Below are 19,891 nucleotides of genomic sequence, written 5' to 3'. Positions count from 1 at the left end.
AAGACCAACGCCGCTGACGATAAAGGCACCACTGCTGAAATCAAGGCGGCAGCTGACAAGCTTCAAGGTGCAATCGACAAGGCCAAGAAGACAATCGACGACGCCAAGACCAAGCTGGGCAAGACCGCACCATACAGTTTGGAACCAGATGTCGAGACTGCGAAGGATAAGCTTCAGAAGCTAATCGACACACCAAGTAGCGCCAACGAAGACATTACAAATGCCACCACGGCTTTGGACGATGCACTTACTCAGGCAGCCACCGACCGCGACACGGTTATCGCTACTGGTGACCAGACCGAGGACGGGATTAAGACTACCGACCTAGCGAAGAACCCAGCCGTGGCCCAGGCCATCAAGGATTACGAGACGGCGAAGACTAACGCATCGGCTGATGAAGGTACGACCGCCAAGATTAAAGAGGCGGCCGACAAGCTTCAAGGCGCAATCGATAACGCCAAGAAGACGATTGACGACGCCAAGACCAAGCTGGGCGAGACTGCACCATACAGTTTGGAACCAGATGTCGAGGCTGCGAAGGATAAGCTGCAGAAGCTAATCGACACACCAACCAGCTCTAACGGAGACATCAATCAGGCGACAACAGCGCTGGACGATGCACTGAAGGCAGCTGCGGACGAACGTGATGGCATCATCGATAATGGTGACGCGACCGTCGCGAAGATTGGCGAAGACATCAAGGATAACCCGGCCGTGGTTCAAGCGCTGCAGGATTACAACGACGCGAAGACCGACGCTGGCAACGATGTGGGTACGACCAAGGCGATTGCGGATCAAGGGGCAGCCCTGCAGCAGGCAATCGACGAGGCGAACGACCTGCTGAATGAAGCAAATAATTTGCTGGGTAAGACCGCTCCATACAGTCTTGAACCAGCAGTGAAGGAGGCTAAAGACCAACTCCAGAAGCTCGTCGACGAGCCGACGAGCACGAACGAGGACATCAATCAGGCAACGACCGCACTTGACGGTGCACTTAAGCAGGCCGCGACAGACCGGACCAACGCTATTGCAGACGGTGATAAGATCACCGACGAGATTGGCGCAGACATCGAGGACAACCCGGCCGTGGTACAAGCGCTACAGGATTACAACGATGCCAAGACCAACGCGGCAGCGGACAAGGGGACGACCCAGCAAATTATTGACGCTGGCATCGCGCTCCAGGGTGCCATCGACCACGCCAACAAGGTTGTGGGGGACGCCCAGAAGCTCGTCGCTGACGGGGCGACCTCGCCGTACAGCCTTGAACCAGCCGTCAAGGAGGCCAAGGACAAGCTGGTCGCACTTCTCGATGAACCGACAAGCAGTAACGATGATCTTGAGCAGGCAATCACCGCGCTTGGTGACGCACTGACGGACGCCAAGAATATTCGGACGCAGGTAATCACAAGCGGTGATAAGCTGACTGCAAACATTGGCGCGGACATCAAGGACAACCCAGCCGTGGTCCAGGCGCTGCAGGAATACAATGATGCCAAGACCAACGCGGCGGCGGACAAGGGGACCACGCGCGACATTGTGAACGCAGCCTTCAACCTTCAAGGCGTGATTAATCACGTCAACAAGGTTCGCGGGGATGCACAAGGTGCCGCAACGGACACGGCCACCGCACCGTTCAGCTACGAACCTGGTGTTGCCGCGGCCAAGGCCAAGCTGACTGCACTGCTGGCAGACTCGGCAAGCAGCACTGCTGACCTCGAGGACGCCATTGTCAGCGTCGACACCGCCGTGATGGTAGCCCGGATTTACCGGGAGACGGCTACGGATGATGGTACCGCCGCGGTTGCCGAAGCTAAGACTGCTGGGGTCATCGACGACCCAGCAGTGGCGGCGGCAATCAGCTCCTACCGTGCCATCGTCGCACGTGCCGCTAAGGATAATCCAGACGCCCTAACCGAGGACATCATGCAGGCAATTGCACAGATTCGCGCGGCTGTGAAGACGGCCACGGACCAGCAGCAACTGCCAGCCACCGGTGGGGACATCACCCCAAGCAAGCAGACTAAGACTGAGGCTGCAACGCCAGCACTGCCAAGCACTGGCGGCACCAGTACCAAGGAACTCCCACAGACGGGTGACGAGGCCAACAATGGGTTCGCCGTCCTTGGTCTGCTGGGCATGGCGCTCACCGGCATGGGTGGATTCCTCACCCGCCGGCGCCACGAAGATGATTAGTTAAATACCGCCCATTACGCGGCGACAACCAAAGAAGTCGGACATCTGTCCGGCTTCTTTGCGTCTACGGGTGAATGTACTTCAAAGAGTGGTATAAGACCAAGAAAAAACCGGGTTCTTTTTGTCTACAGGTGAATGGGCAAATTTTGGTTAGCATGCAAAAATGTCAGCCAGAATGCCGTGTTCAGCGGCAAATTTGAGTATCTACTGGAGGCTCGCGGTTGTTTTCGTGCTGTTGCAGCTGACACAAATTGGGTTGATGTAGATCACCGGACAAAGGGCGACCACTGCTCCTGGAATCGTTTTCGCGATTGGCTTAAAATTAGATTAAAAGGAGTGATTCCGTAATGACACAAGTTCAAATTGGTAAGAGTGACGTTTACACGACGCCCCTTGGTCTGGGCACGAACAAGGTCGGGGGCGTAAGCCGGGCCGGCGTTGACCAGGAGCAAAGCGGACGTGAGGTAATTCGCACCGCACTCAGCAATGGCATTCAGCTACTCGATACGGCCTACATGTATGGGCAGGGCAGATCAGAAGCCGTCATTGGCGAGGTGCTCAAAGATTTTGACCGCAGCAAGGTTGTCATCGCCACCAAGGCTGCACATGACCCCAAGCGCGACATGCAGCCAAACAACGACCCAGCATTCTTGCGCCAGAGCGTGGACGATGCATTGCGCAGGCTGCAAACTGATTACATCGACATCTTCTACATTCACTTCCCGGATGCCACGACACCCAAGGCTGAGGCGGTCGGTGCGCTAGCCGACCTCAAGAAGGCGGGCAAGATTCGCGCGATTGGCGTGTCGAATTTCACCCTCGATCAGATTAAAGAGGCCAACGTGAACGGCGACGTTGACGTGGTTGAGGACCATTACAGCCTGGTGCACCGCGACCCTGAACGTGAGGAGATGGCGTACCTCAAGGCGAACCACATCAGCTTCGTGCCGTATTTCCCGCTCGCTTCCGGACTGCTAACCGGTAAATACGGCGAAAACGACCGCGCGCGGTTTGCCCGGTTTGCTGAGGGGAAGCAATTCGATGCTGCCTTGGCGGGCGTGGATGTGCTGAAGCGTGTGGCGCAGAAACACAATGCGAGCGTAACCCAAACGGCGCTGGCCTGGTACCTGCAGGCGCCCGGCGTTGACGTGGTGATTCCGGGTGCCCGGAACAAGCAGCAGGTGCAGGGAATCGTTGCGGCCCGCGATGTACAGCTGAGCCAGGATGAATGGCAGGAGATTGATGCTGCCTTTGCGAGCTTTAAGTAATTAACAAGGGAGGGCGCCCATGATACAAGAAGACATTAAGTATGGCGTTGATGCGCTGCAGGCGCTTGATTTATACACGCCGGATGAAGGTAACGGCCGGTCGCTGATCCTCATTCATGGCGGCGGCTGGTGGCAGGGCGACAAGCACAAGGAAGCCAGCACGGCCACGCGCTTTGCTAGTCTGGGTTACCAGGTGACGGCCATTAATTACCGGCTTGCGCATGATGGCCAGGATATCTTTCCCACCCAGAACGAGGACGTGACGGCGGCGTATCAGTGGTTGCTCGCGAACGTCGACGGCTTCACTGCTGAAAACATTGCGTTTATCGGTGGCTCCACCGGTGGCAATCTGGCTGCGTACCTCGGGCTCACGGTTGGCCGGCCGTTCGTCAGCTTGTCGGGATTGTTCGACCTGGCCGGCTTTGACGCTAACCACCCCGATGTGATTCCCGTGCAGCGCAAGTTCAAGGTGACCCTATCCAGCGCGGCAATTGATCAGGATGGCAGCGACGACCCATACTACAAGTGGATTATCGATAATCTGGTGCCAAACCACAGCGCGGCGGACCTTGAGCGCGCGACCATCTTCAACCTGGTTAGTGCCCAAAGTGGCCCTGGGATGTTGCTGAATTCGATGAACGAAATCGTCCCGGCTTATGAACACCAACACCTGGCAAAGTTATTGCGCGAAAAGCAGGTGCCGGTTGAGACGATTCTGCTGCCGGGGACGCGCCACGGTGAGGCCTACATTCAGGATGTGTTCGGCAGCATTCAGCAGTTTCTGAATCGCTACATGAAGATCAAAGGTTAATTTGCGTTAGTTTAGCTGAACCACTCGTGTCCTTGCGACGCGGGTGGTTTTGTTTTGCCCGGAAGGAATGTGCAGGTGTGGGCGATACAGGCACCAAAATTTGTGAAATTAATTAAAAACGTGTTTTTTCAAGGATGACTTGTTACTTTATCGCGGCACAAAAAATGGCTGCCAGCGCTGTTTGTCACGGATAAGGCCCCAGGGAGGAACAAAATCTGTGCATTTGTTTGTGATGTGACATGTTCCGTGAAACGTCATGCTAACAAATTGTAAGCTGCACGCAGTTAGAACTACGCGATATGTATTGACTGGTGCAACCTGGGCAGTCAACCTCACGTTTTCGCTGCCACGAACAAATCGTCCCAAGTGTGCGCAATGGTTTGGAAATCGATAAGATAACGAAATTCGTGGGAGCAAGCCCATGATATCGTGTTTTGCGGAAGCATTGAACTCAATTGCGGCGGCATGCAAAAAGTCGAGCAACGGTTCATTCGACGTTATTTGTATTCGCAAATTATGCGATTTAATTTGTGGACAAATGTTTCTCAATCGTGCGCCTGTTTGTTTAAAATGTTCATTGGGTTAGTGCGTAAACTGACTAATGCGCATTTTTTGTCTGTTTTTCGCCTATTCGTGGGGACTCAAATGGCAAAAAGAACTAGACATTTTTAATAAGTGTGTTCTAATTGAACAGACGCAAAAAGGCGGTTTTTTTGGCGAACGTGGTTTTTTGACATTCATTTTCGGTTATATATACTCAGTGGGTGATTACGAGATTCAGGGGGATTTATTTCCGTTAAGGGAGGAAATAGAATGCAAGAAAAGCCACGTAGAAATACGCAGGATGTCAAATGTCGCTTCAAAATGTACAAGGCCGGTAAGCAATGGCTGGTTGCCGGGATGCTGTTCTTGGGCACGGCTACTGGGCTGTCGGTTGGGGGCAACGCGGTCCAGGCTGATGCGGGAACCAGCACGAATTTTGTACAAGCGGCGGAACCTGTCACATCCGCAAAGCAGACGGATAGCAGTGACCAGGTGCAGCAGGCCACTGCAAAGACCGATACTGCGCAGGACGATACCGCGACTAAAGCAGATAGCGCAAAGACGGATGTAGCTACGAGTGATTCTACCGTAGCCGCAAAGCCAGCTGATGCGGGCACACCAGCAGACACCGCCACTGCCGCAACGACGCCAGCAGATAAGACGGACGCCAGCACGGATAAGGCCACGGACGACGCCACTACCGGCGCGGCCAACCAGACCGCACAGGCGGGCTCTGCAACAGCAACACCAGCTACTGCCAGCACCGCTGCGACCGATGCCAAAAGTTTAAGCGTCAATAAGGATAACTTTGCCGACGCCTTCAACTTCAACGGCTCGGCGAAGACGGCTGACGGCCAGCCGAAGTACGACAAGAGCACGGGGACGGTTACCCTCACTGATTTTGCCAACCAGCAGGCCGGTAGTGTGACGCTGAAGAACAAGATTAGCCTTGATACGGGGTTTGACCTCAAAGGGGAAATCAACATTGGGACGCTTGATCAGATTCACGGTGGCGGTGACGGGATTGCGTTTGGTTTCCACGATGCCAACAGTGATCTGGTCGGGATGCCCGGTGCTGGCCTAGGACTTGCCGGAATTCCGAATGCGATTGGTTGGAAAGCCGACACGACGTTAAACTGGGGACTGTCAAACGACGCGGAAAAAGATCCGGCCGAGTTTGGTAATCCTAAGCACAACCCGGCTGACACGGGCTATGGGGATGGGCACGCGTTTGGCGCGTTCATCACCACAACGGGGGAATCGACAACTCCCGGTGTTGCAACCGGACTTGAAAAGACGGTTGGGGTCACTGGTGGCCCCGATAGCGCGCAGCAAATTGATGACCCCGCGCCTGGACCAAAGGATGACGCCAAGGGTGACCCGCAGAACTGGGTTGGTGCGTTCAAGGATATTGAGATCAATTACAACCCGGACGTTGACGGTAAAAAGCTGCTGACGGTGAAGTATGACGACAAAATCTGGCAGAAGGACATCACGGACTGGGCCGCAGACAAGACGGACACCGCCCTGTTTATTTCTGCTGGTTCGGCAGCCAACAAGAACCTGCAGCAGTTCCGCATCAAATCGTTCGAATACCTGCCAGCCGCAACGGTCGACGTTAAGTACGTCTTCACGAGTGATGAAAGTTATCAGCACGACTTGCAGGGCGACCCAGATGCATCAACGATTCAGGAAATTCCGAACTTTGTTGGCCGGGTTGACTACCCATCCGGCACCTATGTTGGCGAACCCTACTTTACGTATCCGCAGTCCATTGCGGGCTACGAATACATGCACTTGGCAAAAGGATCGTTGCCGGAAACGGGGACACTGAGTGTTGATGGTAACAACGGGACCGTGACGTACCTGTATGTGCAAAACGGTAACGGTGGGCAAAAGGCGTCGGTGGAGTTTATCGACAATACCGACCACAAGCAACTCGGTCAAACGGTATACCTTGAGGGACAGGCCGGTGCGGCAATCAATTACTCGGACAAGGAGCGGATTGAAGCGTATGAGGCTGCGGGATACCAGTATGATGCGCAAGCCGATGAAACACTGCACGACGGCTTTACGTTTGACGCTGATAATGCAACTAACCAGATGTTCAAAGTTTACCTGACACACAAAACCTCGGTGACACAAGATTCGAAGACCATCACACGCAATATTCAGTACGTTAAGGCCAGTGATGGGACACAGCTGTATGCACCGGTAGCACAACCATTAACGTTCACGCGGGACAAGACCACGGATTTGGTGACAGGCAAAGCGACAGACGGTGCTTGGTCTGCAGCCCAGACTTTTGGCAGTGTTGTTAGTCCAACAAGTGAGCCGGGTTTTGAACCCGATGTTCCTGAAGAGGCTGCGCTGACGGTTGACCTGAATAATGGTGAACCCACTCCTGATCAGTTGAATCTGGTTGTGAAGTACACGCAGCACATGCTGGGTGACGGTGTTCGGGTGTGGACGAAGACGGCAGTGCCAGATGAAAACGTGCCATCGATTACGCAAAAGGATTACTACGAGCTGCAGAAGGCCTTTGTTACCTTCTTGGATAAAGTTACTGGCCAGCAGATTGCTGACACAGTCGAGATTACGGGAAAGAATAATACCAAGGCCGAGTACTCAGATGCGCAGACGGTTGCGGAACTGCAAAAGGCTGGTTATGCATACGACCAGGCTGACGATGAGACTGCTGGCGGCATTACTTTTGACAGCGACAGCCAAACTGACCAGTACTTCAAAGTTTACCTAACGCACAAGACGACGGCCACCACGGAAACCAAGGTATTTACCCGCAAAATCAGTTACGTTAAGGCGAGCGACGGCAAGCAACTCTATGCACCGTACTCAGACAAGGCGGAATTCACGCGGACTAAGGATGTTGATTCGGTGACGGGCAAGATTACGTACGGCAAGTGGTCACCGGCGCAAACATTGAGCGCAGTGAAGAGTCCGACGACCGTGCCTGACTACACGCCGGATGTCAGTGAGGAACCAGAGCTGACAATCGACCTGCAAAACAACCAGGTGCCAACTGACGCGCAGCTCAATCTAGTCGTGAAGTACGCTCAGCACATGCTGGGTGACGGTATTCAGGTGTGGACGAAATCGGCAGTGCCAGATGAGAACGTCCCGCACTTGGAGTACAAGCCAGGTCCCGGTATTCAGGTGTGGACAAAATCAGCGGTACCAGATGAGAACGTCCCACACATAGAGTACAAACCAGGTCCCGGCATCAGGGTCTGGACCAAGACGGAAGTGCCAAATGAGAACGTCCCACACATAGAGTACAAGCCAGGTCCCGGCATCAGGGTCTGGACCAAAACGGAAGTGCCAAATGAGAACGTCCCACACCTAGAGTACAAGCCAGGTCCTGGCATCAGGGTCTGGACGAAGACGCAGGTACCAAACGACGCGCCGCACGTGGAGTACGTTCCGGGTCCTGGCATCAGGGTCTGGACCAAGACCGAAGTGCCAAATAACGCGCCGTTTGTACCGGCAAAGCCCAAGACGCCGGACACTCCGGGTAACCCGCAGACGCCAGACACGCCAAGCACCGGAGTTGATGAACTGCCACCGCTGCCGAACACATTTGGCGGCAACGATAACGGCGGCAATCCGCCAGCACCAAGCACACCGCAGAAGCCAAGTACGCCGCGTGTTCCTAGCACCACGCCAAATACGCAGTGGCCGGGGCTGCCGCAAACAGGCGGTGATGGGGCAAGGTTGGTTGCCACAACTAAGCCAGTCAGCTCGGCTCACCCAGCTGCTGCCGCGGCCCTACCAAGTACCGGTAACGAGAAGAGCCACGTCCTCGCCGTAATCGGGATGGGGATGGCGCTCATAACCGGGCTACTCGGACTGGTGCTAACCAAAAAGCACGGAACGGATTAGGTTGCATGACGCAGGGCGGCGGGCAAAGCTGCGCCAAGCCTTGTAACTAAAGCAAAATATGGCCAGAAGCGAGAATCCCCCAGTCTTTCGCTTCTGGCCTTTTTGTGGATTAATTTAGGCAAGCAGGTAAAGCGCCAGCACCAGCGCGTTTGCAATCGCCGTGCATAGTGGGCCAAGGGTTTTGAACCAGCTCACCTTGATGCCAATGATCCCATCGAATAATTGAACGCCGGTCATGGTCACGGCCAGGGCAATTAGGTAACCAGCATCGCGGACAATCAGGAGCCCGCAAGCAGCGATGACCAGTGCGAGGCTGCGTGATAACGCGTATTTTGCGTTGGTCAGCGCGGCGGTTTGGTTTCCGCGTGCTTTTGCGTAAGCTTGAATGGCGAAACCGAGACTGACAAACGCACTGATTGCGGTGACGAGCATGCAAATGATTTTCATACTATTTCTCCTAGTCGTTGATACTTTCAGCTTAGCATAGTGATTGTTCACCGCGTCAAAATCTTGTGGTTGTGACGACTGGATGCGCAGTGTATTATTTGAGGAAAAAGGTGGCGGTAGTAATGGCAGGACGAAAAGGGTACGTGCAGCGCATTCGGGAACGTGTGGGCCACATGCCGATTATCATGAACACCGCGTCGGGAATCTTGTTCAATGACAAGCGCGAAATCTTGCTGAATCACCGGGTGGACAACGGTAAGTGGAGTCTGCCGGGTGGCTACATGGAGTATGGTGAAACCTTTGCCCAGACGCTCGTGCGCGAGTTCAAGGAGGATAGCGGGCTAGACGTGCGGATTGTGCGCATGCTCAAGGTGTTCGACCAGGGCGAGTCGGTTTACCCGAATGGAGATGTCTGCCAGACCATCGTCATGTTGTACGAGGTTGAACGAATTGGCGGCAGCTTTGCCGAAGCCGATGCCGAGGAAACCACGGAGATGAAATTCTGGCCCACTGATGCCCTGCCACCACTGCTGAACCAGCAAAATGCGGACATGATTGCGTACGCGGCGGAACACTGTTAACGGAAAAGTTGCCGCACCTGCGTTATTTTATCCACTGACACCAATGTGCTTTAACTGATTTGCAGCTTATTGAGAATAATTACTAAGGCCTACCTAACAATGCTTAGGTAGGCCGCTTTTTATTTCTCATCACAAACAACCCACATTTAGTCAAAGTCAAGTGTTGTAATTAAATCGTGCACAACTACAATGGAGGTGCAAGAAGATAAGGGAGGAATTCACTATGAGTCTAGTAGGTAAGAAAGTCGAACCATTCAGTGCACAAGCTTATCGGCAGGGGGAATTCATCACGGTGACCGATGCGGATCTGATGGGCCATTGGAGTGTCATTATGTTTTACCCCGCAGATTTTTCGTTCGTTTGCCCAACTGAGTTAGCCGACTTGCAGGATCAGTACGCAACCCTGCAGCAGCTAGGGGTTGAGGTATACTCGGTTTCCGAAGACACCCACTACGTCCACAAGGCGTGGCACGACGCGTCGGATGCGGTGGGCACGTTGCAGTTCGCCATGATTGGTGACCCGTCCCACCAGCTCGCCCGGATGTTTGATGTTCTTGACGAAGAGCAGGGGCTCGCACAACGCGGGACCTTCATTTTGGACGACGCGGGCGTTGTGCAGTCACTCGAGATTAACGCTGACGGCATTGGGCGTAACGCGAGTGAATACATTGACCGCATCAAGGCAGGCCAGTACGTTGCCAGCCACCCCGGCGAGGTTTGCCCGGCAAAGTGGAAAGAGGGCAGCAAGACCCTCACCCCGGGCCTTGACTTAGTGGGGAAAATCTAATGCTGGACGCGAAGTTAAAGGAGCAGCTCAAATCATACTTCAAGCTGCTCGAACATCCAGTTGTCTTTCGCTTTGATGCTGGTAACGGTGAGAATGGAACGAAGACGCAGACGTTCCTGCGTGAAGTTGTGGCGCTTGATTCACGCCTGAGTGTCGAGCTGGCGCACCTCACCCGCCAGCCCAGTTTTACGGTTGACCAAGCAGACAGCAATCCGTCCGGAATTGTGTTTGCCGGCATTCCGCTGGGACACGAATTCGAGTCGTTTGTCCTGGCCGTCCTGCAGGTTTCCGGGCACGCACCCAAGATTACGGATGCGCAGCGCGAGCAGATTCAGGGCATCAAGCGGGAGTTGCACTTTGAAACCTTCGCGAGCCTGTCGTGCCACAACTGTCCGGATGTCGTGCAGGCCCTGAACATTATGAGCGTCCTGAATCCGCACGTCAGCAGCACGATGATTGAAGGCGGAATGTTTCAGGATGAGGCGACCGCAAAGAACATCATGGCGGTACCGACCGTGTTCCTGAACGGGCAGGAATGGCACAACGGCCGGGCGACACTGGCAGAACTGCTGGCCAAGCTGGCTGGGCATGAGGGCCAGGTTGCAGTTGACGATGACGCTGCGGATAAGCTCTACGATGTCCTAATCATCGGTGGTGGTCCCGCTGCGGGCACGGCCGCAATTTACGCCGCGCGCAAAGGCCTGGCCACGGCAGTTGTTGCCGATCATATGGGCGGCCAGCCACTGGAAACGGTGGGGATTGAGAACCTCCCGGGGACCGATTACGTCACGGGCGAGCAGCTGATGACGAATATTTCCGCCCAGCTGAGTAAGTACCAGGTTACGGTCATTAGCGGGCAGACGGCGACCAGCATTAGCGGCGGTGACCCGGTTGTGGTTGCGCTCCAAAGTGGGCAGCAACTCCGCGGCAAGACCGTCATTATCGCAACTGGGGCGCACTGGCACCAGCTCGGTGTTCCCGGTGAGGAGCAGTTTCGCAACAAGGGGGTTGCTTACTGCCCGCACTGCGACGGCCCGCTGTATAAGGGCAAGGACGTGGCGGTGGTCGGCGGCGGTAACTCCGGGCTTGAAGCGGCGATTGATTTGGCCGGAATTGCGCGCCACGTCACCGTACTGGAATTTGCGCCCAAGATTTCCGCTGACGCGATTTTGCAAAGCAAGGCGGCGGCGCTGAAGAACGTTGAGCTGATTGCAAACGCCCAGACGACCGCGGTGCTGGGCGACGGTCGGGTCACTGGCCTGCGCTACACGCAGCGCGACACCAATGCCAGTTGCGAGCTGCATCTGGACGGCGTGTTCGTGCAAATTGGTTTGGTGCCCAACACGGAGTTCGTGCAGGACACATTAACGCAGAGCAAGCGGCACGAAATCATGGTGGATAAGTTCGGTGCCACCAGCATGCCGCACGTTTTTGCTGCGGGTGATTGCACCGATTCGGCGTACAAGCAGATTGTCATTGCGATGGGCAGCGGGGCAACCGCGGCCCTGAGCGCGTTCGGTGATATTGCATTTGGCAAGTAGTGAGTGTGGCTTCATTAGTAGAATAGAGAGCAAAATCCCAATTACCAGCAGCGTGTTTGCACCGCGGTAATTGGGATTTTTGCGTAGGACAGCTATATTGCCACGGTCGTGCCGTCGTACAGTGACACCCAAAGCTTGGTCTCGTCCCACTCCGCGCAGAAGATTTCATCCGGTTCGAACTGGCCGTGCAACTTTTGCCGTAACCACGCCGCATTGCGGTCGGCACGTTCTAGGGCTTCGTGCTTGATTTGGCCGCGGTCAATCACGATGACGCTGAAGGGCGCATCGCCCGCCTGATTAACACTGAGTTCCCCGTTGCGTTCGAAAATCGCGGAGTCCACGGCGTGCGGACCGCTGATGCCCTGACTGCGGAGCATGGTTTGCAGGCTGGTGGGACTAAGCCCGGCGCGCTTGAAAGCTTGGGGGCGCAATTTGCCGTCCACAATGAGTTCAATTGGGTTACCATCGAGCACCAGCCGCACTTTCGGGTAGCGGCGGCGCATGTAGCGGATGCCGACCAGTAATAGCAACCAGATGGTCATGAACATTGCGAGGTCGATTGGGCGCACGTTCTGGTTGAGCAGGGTGGTCCCCGCGATTGCCCCGACAACAAGGTTACTGATGCTGTCAAAGACGGTCACTGGTGCCAGCCGCCGACTACCGGACATTCTGGTGTACACAATCAGCAGGGTGATCACCGTGAGCATTTTGAAGGCGATGCCCATGTAGTAGTTCCAGTTAAGTGCCATTTGTTTGCCCTCCCGCGTAGTTTGTCTTCCTACTTTAACTATACAGGGGCGGGGCGTGGGATTTCAAAGGGTGAAGGGGGAACGATAAAAAGCAGCGAATGCTGGGTGTGACGCAAAAAAAAGACACGCCGCCGAGCATGTCCCTTTTCAGTCAGTACGATTGGACCGTAACGCGTTCAGCTTTCCGGAAGTTCTTGGGTTGTGATTCAGTTGCCGACTAATCCACGTTGCTGGAACGGATCTGACTTTTGCGTCTGACCGTTTGTAATTTGGATTCAGCTTCACTTTTAATTGGTGCTGTTAATGCTGCGCGTCTTTGCTCCGGACTCGGCAATAGGGCCATCATCTATATATCCATCAAGAAGCCATACGCTTAGTTTGGGGCAAATTGGTGGCACCCGCCTGCGGGCAAAGCGTTTTTGGGCAAAAAAAATGACCGACTCCCCAGTCGGTCCCCCAAAAAATATAATACTTTTTTGACTGTTGCAGCTAGCTCTCCAGCCGGCCGCGCCTAAACTACTTTGGAACTATTTTGCCCACACAACGCGGTTAACGCGAGATGAAAGGCAGGTTTGCAGAACAATCTGTTCGCCTTGGTAAGCAGAAACCATCTTGCCGTAAACATTGGTCCGGGTGCCGGCAACCAAGCCGAAGTCCGTAACGTTCTTAGCGGACTTAACGTGGTAGACCTTCGTGTGCCCGTAAGCATCGCGAACGGTAATCCGTGAACCAATCTTGAGCCTGGTAATATTACCGAAGTTCGAGGTGTTGTGGCCGATGATGTGTGTGGACAGGTGATCGCGTGTTGACAGAACGGCTTGACCGCCCCATGTCTGCGCGCTGTTGCCGGTAGGGGCCGTGTTGACCATCGTGTTCCCACGAGAAATCTTGGTTGTCTTCCCTAAAAAGTTAATCGAACCATTATTAACGGTCTTTGACGTCCGTACCGCAACATCTGAATACTTGACCCACTGGTTGCGGCCAACACTGTACCACGTCCCGCCGCGAACTGTCTTCATGGAAGAAACTGTCCGGCGAGTACCCCTTCTCAGGGTCGAATTTGTCTTGCGTGTTCCGGGTGTCTTGTAAATCCGCGTGGACTTAGCAGTCACGGTGGCAACATCCTTCACAGTAGCTGCTTGTGTACTTTGAGCGTTCTTCCCCAAGAAACCGCCAAAGCCCGCAATTACAGCCAGCACTACAGCAAAACGGTATTTAATTTTCATGAAATATGCTCTCCCTAAACTTACAATCCCCGAAACGTAACAAGATTGCGATTAACCGTGCTCCCCAGCACTATCGCTCTCAACGTTTTTTATAATACACCCTATCCAGAAATATACAACCCCTTGGCACTGGCGGAAAGTGCTGCTAACCGCGGTATATCAACGTTTACGGAGGGTAGCTCTATCCATCAATGGCTAGTTATGAATAACATAAGACAAGAGCTAATGTGCGATTTGCAGTTCGATTTAAAACAACAACAAACTTGCAGGACGGGCATTCCGGATGTCTTGAACCATGAAAACGGGATGATGACATTTGATATTTAATCGCGAAAGTTTGCGACACACTATCCTTAGATGTAACTTATGGTAATTATCGAATAACGTTAAATACCGCTTTCATTCCTGATTTTCAGCGCAAAAAATAATTTTTATTTTTTTGAAATTTTATTTTTGACGCCGGTTTTCCCGCGATTTTGCCCTGATTTTGCAATTTTTCTCCCAAAATTGACCCGAGTGGGGCAGGGCGCTGAGCTTGGACTTCCGCCCGCACCGCCGTGGTATTATAGGAAGTATCTAGTTCCGATGAGTGGTCGGAACCTTCAAAGTGAGGTTTACCCATTGATTGACACGCAAACAATCGAGTTAATGCACCCGGAATTGCTCGGGATTAACCAGCACCAAATCTCCACGGTTTTGAACCTGATGGATGACGGCAACACCGTCCCGTTCATCGCCCGTTACCGGAAAGAAATGACCGGCAGCCTCGATGAAGTGCAGATTCAAAACATCGCGGAGGCCTTTAAGCGCGCAACGACCCTGCAGGAGCGCAAGGCGGCGGTGATTAAGAGCATCGGCGAGCAGGGCAAACTGAGCCCGCAACTGGAAAAGCAGATTCAGGCCAGCACCAAGCTGCAAGACGTTGAGGATATTTACCTCCCGTACAAGCAGAAGCGGCAGACCAAGGCGATGGTGGCCCGTTCGCGCGGGCTCGAACCGTTCGCGCAGTGGCTGTTGTCCTTTCCCAGCGGTTCAATCACTACTGCGGCATTGCGGTACGTTGATCCGGCAAAGGAGGTGCCAGACGTCCAGGCTGTCCTGGACGGTGCCCACGAAATTTTGGCGGAAACTTTCAGCGAGGTCGCCCAAATCCGCAGTTGGGTGCGTAGTTTTACCCAGCGGACCGGCAGCATTGTGGTCAAGGTGAAGGCTAAGGGACAGGAACTAGACGAAAAGGGCGTGTACCAGCAGTACTACGACTTTAACGAAACCATCGCCAAGATGTCGGCGACGCGGACCCTGGCGATTAACCGTGGCGAGAAGGAAAAGATTCTGGGGGTGAAGGTGGCGGTCGACACGGACGCCATCATGAATTATTGCCACTTCAAGCTGGTTGGTAAGCGGCCGGAGACCGAGGCGTCGGCGTTCATTGTTGATGCCTACGCGGATGCTTACAAGCGCTTCGTGGGGCCGGCAATTGAGCGCGAACTGCGCAATCAGCTCACGGAAGTCGCGGCGGAGCAGTCCATTAAGGTGTTCGGCCAGAACCTGTACAACCTGTTGATGCAGGCGCCGATTAAGGGCAAGGTGGTGCTGGGCTTTGACCCCGCCTACCGCACTGGGTGCAAGCTGGCCGTGGTGGACGAAAACGGGAAGTTCCTGGCCAAGGCCGTGATTTATCCACACAAGCCAGCGCCGGAAGCAAAACGCCAGGCGGCAGCTGGTGAACTGATTGACCTCATTGAGAAGTACCAGGTGACGATGATTGCTATCGGGAACGGAACGGCGAGCCGCGAGTCCGAGCAGTTCGTGGCGGACACAATCAAGCGAATTCACCGCGACGTCTTTTACGTGATTGTGAACGAGGCCGGCGCCTCCGTTTACTCTGCCAGCCAGGAAGCCCGGGACGAGTTCCCGGACCTGCACGTGGAGCAGCGCAGCGCCATCAGCATTGCGCGCCGGCTGCAGGATCCGCTCGCGGAACTGGTCAAGATCAACCCCGAGTCCGTGGGTGTGGGCCAGTACCAGCACGACCTGCCGGCAAAGGACTTGGCTGCGGAGGTCGATGCCGTGGTCGAACGCGCCGTCAACCAAGTGGGGGTTAACCTCAACACGGCCAGTTATCAGCTGCTCACGCGCATCTCCGGGCTCTCCAAGACCATTGCGCTGAACATCGTGGCGTACCGCGATGAAAACGGGCGTTACGATAGTCGCAGCCAGCTCAAGAAGGTGCCGCGGCTCGGTCCGAAAGCTTACGAGCAGTCCGTCGGGTTCCTCCGCATCATTGGGGGCAAGCAGCCGCTGGATAACACCGACATTCACCCCGAAAGTTACGCGGTCGCCAAGCAAATTATGGCCGCCGCGGGGGTGACGCCGAAGGAACTCGGCAGCAAGGAAGCAAGCGCCAAGATTGCCGGCGTTGACGTGGCAGCAATCGTGCATGCGGGTGTCGGATCAGCGACGGTCAGCGACATTGTGGCCAGCCTGCAGCAGCCCGGCCGGGATTTGCGGGACAAGATGGCGGCACCACTTTTGCGCAAGGATGTGCTGACGATGGCCGACCTGACACCGGGCATGAAGCTTCAGGGGACCGTCCGCAACGTAATAGATTTCGGCGCGTTCGTTGACATTGGCGTGAAGCACGACGGCCTAGTGCACGTGTCGAAGATGGCCACACATTTCGTCCGCGACCCGAAGACGGTTGTGTCCGTTGGTGACATTGTTGACGTGTGGATTGAATCTGTGGACATGCAGCGCGAACGGATTCAGCTGACGATGGTCGCACCCAAGTAAAATTGGTTGCAAGCACAACTAATTGCGGCTAGGATATTGGTGGAACTATTGTCAATCAATAAAACCTATCAATAGAAGGAAGCAGTAAAAATGCAAGCAATCGTAATTGAACATGCCGGTGGGCCAGAGGCATTGCAGCTAAAGGAAGTGCCGACGCCGAAAGTGAAGCCGGGGTGGACGCTGGTGCAGGTCAAGGGCTTTGGGATTAATCATTCTGAAGTCTACACGCGCAAGGGCGAGTCACCGACCGTGAAGTTCCCGCGGATACTGGGTATTGAGTGTGTTGGAATCGTGGCGGATACCACCGACCCGGACCGGCTGCCGGTGGGGCAAAAGGTGGTCAGCATAATGGGCGGCATGGGCCGAGCATTCGATGGCAGCTACGCGCAGTACACGCTGCTGCCGAACGCCCAGATTTATCCCGTGACCACGCATCTGTCCTGGGCCGAGCTGGCCGCCGTGCCGGAAACTTACTTCACGGCTTACGGCTCGCTACGTAACGCGCACGTCGAAACGGCAAAGTCGCTGCTCGTCCGCGGGGCGACCAGCGGCGTCGGGGTGGCGGCAATCAAGCTGGCCAAGGCGATGAGCCCGCAGCTTGAGGTCAGCGGCAGCACGCGCAATCCGGCCAAGTTTGACCAGCTGCGCGCAGCCGGCTGCGACCAGCCCGTGCTCGATGATGGCGGCGAATTGCAGACGGACGCCAAGTATGACGCCATTATCGAGTTGGTGGGGGCAAAGACGCTCGTCAATTCACTGAGCCACGTGAACCGGCGCGGGTATTGCTGCCTGACGGGGGGCCTCGGCGATCAGTGGTCCGTTCCGAACTTCGACCCGTTTGCCATCCCAACCGGTGCGTGCCTGACCACCTTTGAGTCCGGAATTGAGAACAACACCGCGGCCTTTAACGCGATGCTGCGGCTAATTGAGGGCAACAACATCGACGTGACCCCAAGCCATGTGTTTGACTTGGCCCACACGGGGGATGCGCAGGCGGTTTTGGAATCGAAGGGGAATTTCGGCAAGGTCGTCGTCCTGATTGATTAAGTGTTGAGCCCGCAATGGTGGTCAGTGCCGTTGCGGGCTTTTTGGATGGCGACGCGCGATGTAAATAAAGGTAAAGGAGTGGTAAACAACGGGGAGTGTCACTGGCAATGCCGAAATATTGGTGTATGCTGACCGATAAGTTACGCACAGTAGTTGGCAGGAGGGATATTGATGACGCAAAGAAGTGATTTGAGCCGGGAACAGCTGAAGGATGCGCTCGCGGAGTTATTATTGATTAAACCGTTAGATGCAATCACCGTGCGGAAGTTGGTATTACGGGCGGGGGTGGCGCGCTCCACGTTTTACCGCAACTTTGACGACAAGGACGATTTCCTGCGCTGGCTGCAAAACGATTTGCTACTGACGGCCGCCAGCACGTTTGCTCAGGACAATGACAATCCAGGGCCGAATTTTTTGGTCTTCTACCAGTTCGCGGAAAAAAAGCGGAATTTCATGCGTGCGTTTTTGACCGGGCAGCGCTGGCCGGAATTCGTTCATCAACTGTACGCGAGCGCCTGTCAGCGGTACGAGGCGCGGCTAGCCGGCCGCCAGCAGGAGATACCGCTGCGGCCCCTCATTGCTTTTTTGGTCGGGGGACACGTGAATTTGTTTCTGGATTGGCTCCAGAGTGATAATCCGCAAACGCCGGCGGAAATGGCGGCTTACCACCACCGATTGGGCCATGACGGTTTGCTGAAAACTTTCAACATCAATCTTGAATGAAACGGGACACAAATCGCAAAATGTGTGCTGGAAGTGATTAATTTATCCTCTTAAGATGGGTGTGGTGGAGCAATTATGGTTCCACAACTAAATGGGACACTAATCCCGAGAGGACGGCAGACAGATGAGTTATGTTGATGTAAACGGTGCTAAGTTGCATGTGGAGGCTCAAGGTACGGGCCCGGTATTGATACTCGTACCCGGGGCGAACGGTACGGGGGACATTTTCGCGCCACTTGCCAAGTTTTTGGAGGACCGCTACACGGTGGTGCGTTTTGACCGGCGTGGCTACGGTGAAACCGAGATGATTACACCGCTGCCGGCAGATGCAGCTGACTTCAGCAGCCACTACCGCCTATCAACTGACGCAGCGGATGTCATTGCGCTTGCGGATTACTTCAGCCCGAAGCAGCCGGTGTTCGTCATGGGTTCCTCATCTGGTTCCATCGTGGCGGCGGAGGCTTTCACCCTGGCGCCCGCGCGGAATGCCCGAATTGTGCTGCATGAATGCCCGATTACAACGGTGATTGACACTAAGCACCAGCAGGCGGCCAACCGGGACGCGGTCGAGACGGCGCTGCGGGGCGACTTTGCCGGTGCGCGCGATAAGTTTGGCGCCGCAATGCAGGTGCAGCCACTGGACGCGAAGATGATGGGCTTTGCCGCTGATTCGCCGCAGCCGGATGCCAAGCGCATGGCGGGGATGATGTACTGGTTCAAGTATGAAATCATGCAGTACACCAGCCAGGAAATTGACTGGGAAGTCTTTAAGGCTAATCGCGATAAGGTGCGCCTGCTCGTTGGCACGGACTCTGTCGGTTCATTGCCGCCTGTCGTGACCCGCGCAATTGCGAAGGACATTGCCGTGCCCGTCACTGTCATTCCCGGTGGCCACATGGGTTACGTGCAAAAGCCAGAGGGATTCGCCGAGACCCTGGCTGCGACGCTCGATCTCCGTTAATAATGAAACAGCCTCAGTGTGAACGTTGGTGTTCACGCTGAGGCTGTTTTTGACTTGGCATCAGGGAGATGGCGCGGTTAATTACCGGGTGGGTGACGTTGCAAGTGCCAGAATTAGGCGAACACGGCCACTCGGGTGTATTTGGCACAGCACGTCGATTGACAGAGGTAGCGTCCGGCGCAGTGGTCAGCGCCAAAAATGGCGAGACTCAACGGGAATCTCGCCATTTTGCAAATTTGATTGTTCTGGTACCTGTCAAGGAGACAAGTAAATATCATCAAAAAACATTCCACTTCACTCAAGCTACATTATGATTGA

The 19,891-nt window shown here is 54.8% G+C and carries 14 protein-coding genes; 11 read left to right on the top strand and 3 right to left on the bottom strand.

Features of this window, described 5'->3' with window-relative positions:
- From EKN00_RS07070 to EKN00_RS07055, 4 genes are all read left to right on the top strand, one after another.
- Positions 1 to 2,196 (top strand): LPXTG cell wall anchor domain-containing protein (locus EKN00_RS07070; RefSeq protein WP_127849434.1); only part of this gene is annotated, 2,196 nt, incomplete at its 5' end.
- A 347-nt stretch (positions 2,197 to 2,543) separates the two neighbouring features.
- Positions 2,544 to 3,464 carry an aldo/keto reductase gene (locus tag EKN00_RS07065; protein WP_127849433.1) on the top strand — a complete coding sequence of 307 codons (921 nt, stop codon included), beginning with the start codon at positions 2,544 to 2,546 and terminating at the stop codon, positions 3,462 to 3,464.
- A gap of 19 nt (positions 3,465 to 3,483) precedes the next feature.
- Entirely contained in the window at positions 3,484 to 4,275 is a 792-nt protein-coding gene (locus EKN00_RS07060; protein WP_127849432.1) for an alpha/beta hydrolase, read from the top strand.
- An 813-nt stretch (positions 4,276 to 5,088) separates the two neighbouring features.
- Complete coding sequence (locus tag EKN00_RS07055) at positions 5,089 to 8,718, top strand: lectin-like domain-containing protein (protein WP_127849431.1); 3,630 nt, start codon at positions 5,089 to 5,091, stop codon at positions 8,716 to 8,718.
- Positions 8,719 to 8,832: 114 nt separating this feature from the next.
- Here EKN00_RS07055 and EKN00_RS07050 read toward each other — a convergent pair whose 3' ends face one another.
- Positions 8,833 to 9,165 (bottom strand): hypothetical protein, encoded by a 333-nt coding sequence (locus tag EKN00_RS07050; RefSeq protein WP_164848062.1) that lies wholly within the window; start codon positions 9,163 to 9,165, stop codon positions 8,833 to 8,835.
- A 122-nt stretch (positions 9,166 to 9,287) separates the two neighbouring features.
- Between EKN00_RS07050 and EKN00_RS07045 the strand changes: the two genes are divergently transcribed.
- The 3 genes from EKN00_RS07045 (at position 9,288) to ahpF (ending at position 12,074) form a co-directional block, all read left to right on the top strand.
- Positions 9,288 to 9,746, top strand: a complete 459-nt coding sequence (locus tag EKN00_RS07045; protein WP_127849430.1) for an NUDIX hydrolase — start codon at positions 9,288 to 9,290, stop codon at positions 9,744 to 9,746.
- Positions 9,747 to 9,969: 223 nt separating this feature from the next.
- Positions 9,970 to 10,533 carry an alkyl hydroperoxide reductase subunit C gene (ahpC, locus tag EKN00_RS07040; protein ID WP_127849429.1) on the top strand — a complete coding sequence of 188 codons (564 nt, stop codon included), beginning with the start codon at positions 9,970 to 9,972 and terminating at the stop codon, positions 10,531 to 10,533.
- Positions 10,533 to 12,074: an alkyl hydroperoxide reductase subunit F gene (gene ahpF / locus EKN00_RS07035; protein WP_127849428.1), complete on the top strand. Its 1,542-nt coding sequence runs from the start codon at positions 10,533 to 10,535 to the stop codon at positions 12,072 to 12,074. Before ahpC ends, ahpF begins: the two co-directional genes overlap by 1 nt.
- Positions 12,075 to 12,166: 92 nt before the next feature.
- Here the strand turns inward: ahpF and EKN00_RS07030 are convergent, their stop codons facing one another.
- Positions 12,167 to 12,823, bottom strand: a complete 657-nt coding sequence (locus EKN00_RS07030) for a DUF421 domain-containing protein (protein ID WP_127849427.1) — start codon at positions 12,821 to 12,823, stop codon at positions 12,167 to 12,169.
- A gap of 527 nt (positions 12,824 to 13,350) precedes the next feature.
- A complete protein-coding gene (locus EKN00_RS07025; RefSeq protein WP_127849426.1) occupies positions 13,351 to 14,049 on the bottom strand; it encodes a sortase domain-containing protein in 699 nt (232 codons plus the stop codon).
- A gap of 621 nt (positions 14,050 to 14,670) precedes the next feature.
- On the opposite strand from EKN00_RS07025, the gene EKN00_RS07020 reads away from it, so the two are divergent.
- From EKN00_RS07020 to EKN00_RS07005, 4 genes are all read left to right on the top strand, one after another.
- Positions 14,671 to 16,842 carry a Tex family protein gene (locus EKN00_RS07020; protein WP_127849425.1) on the top strand — a complete coding sequence of 724 codons (2,172 nt, stop codon included), beginning with the start codon at positions 14,671 to 14,673 and terminating at the stop codon, positions 16,840 to 16,842.
- A 90-nt stretch (positions 16,843 to 16,932) separates the two neighbouring features.
- Complete coding sequence (locus tag EKN00_RS07015) at positions 16,933 to 17,889, top strand: alcohol dehydrogenase catalytic domain-containing protein (RefSeq protein ID WP_127849424.1); 957 nt, start codon at positions 16,933 to 16,935, stop codon at positions 17,887 to 17,889.
- A gap of 171 nt (positions 17,890 to 18,060) precedes the next feature.
- Positions 18,061 to 18,612, top strand: coding sequence for a TetR/AcrR family transcriptional regulator (locus EKN00_RS07010; RefSeq protein ID WP_127849423.1), 552 nt, complete (start codon positions 18,061 to 18,063; stop codon positions 18,610 to 18,612).
- A gap of 124 nt (positions 18,613 to 18,736) precedes the next feature.
- Complete coding sequence (locus EKN00_RS07005; RefSeq protein WP_127849422.1) at positions 18,737 to 19,573, top strand: alpha/beta fold hydrolase; 837 nt, start codon at positions 18,737 to 18,739, stop codon at positions 19,571 to 19,573.
- Positions 19,574 to 19,891 lie beyond the last annotated feature (318 nt).

The sequence above is a fragment of the Lacticaseibacillus hulanensis genome (assembly GCF_004010095.1).
GTDB classification, from domain to species: Bacteria; Bacillota; Bacilli; order Lactobacillales; family Lactobacillaceae; genus Lacticaseibacillus; species Lacticaseibacillus hulanensis.
Note: the sequence above shows the minus strand (reverse complement) of the source record. Positions and strands in the feature narration are given on the sequence as shown.